Annotated in this window: 1 protein-coding gene; it reads left to right on the top strand. The window is 59.9% G+C overall.

Going from position 1 to position 696, the window contains the following annotated elements:
- The coding region (gene lgt, locus AC1D0Z_RS23510) for a prolipoprotein diacylglyceryl transferase (protein ID WP_477660528.1) at positions 1-533 on the top strand (533 nt) is incomplete at its 5' end.
- Between the last annotated feature and the right edge of the window lie 163 nt (positions 534-696).

The following is a 696-nucleotide window of genomic DNA, read 5'->3' as shown; positions in this document are numbered from 1 at the left end:
GCATGAGCTTTCACGGTGGCATGCTGGGTGTGCTGGCCTCGCAATGGTGGTTTGCCCGCTCGCGCCAGCGGCCGTGGCTGCAGGTCATGGACTTCGTCGCGCCTTGTGTACCGACCGGGTTGGCAGCCGGTCGTATTGGCAACTTTATCAATGGCGAGCTTTGGGGCCGCTTCAGCGACCAGACCTTGCCGTGGGGCATGGTGTTTCCCGGCAGCGGCTCCATGCTGCCGCGCCACCCCTCGCAGATCTATCAATTCCTGATGGAGGGCTTGCTGCTCTTTGTGCTGCTCTGGCTGTACGCGCGCAAGCCGCGCAAGACAGGGCAGGTGTCCGGGGCTTTCCTGGTCGGCTACGGGGTATTTCGTTTTATCGCCGAGTTCTTCCGGGAGCCCGACGATTTCCTGGGCTTCCTGGCCTTGGGTATGAGCATGGGCCAGTGGCTTTGCGTGCCCATGATCGTTGCAGGGATCTGGCTGTGGGTGTGGGCCTCCCGGCAAGGGCATCCCGGCACGTCCACCGTGCGCAGTTACTAACTGGCTACTGTTCGGCCAAAGTTTGCGCGGGTATTGCGGGTTAGCGGGCATGCTCGGCGGCTGATTTTCAAGTCGGCCTACGGGTTTCTCCCTGTCGTTTTGGTGCACTGTGGTGCTTGCCTTCCGATATTTTATTTTTCATAATTACACGTAATTACCTCTG

It is taken from the genome of Polaromonas sp. P1_E3 (assembly GCF_056405935.1).
Note: the sequence above shows the minus strand (reverse complement) of the source record. Positions and strands in the feature narration are given on the sequence as shown.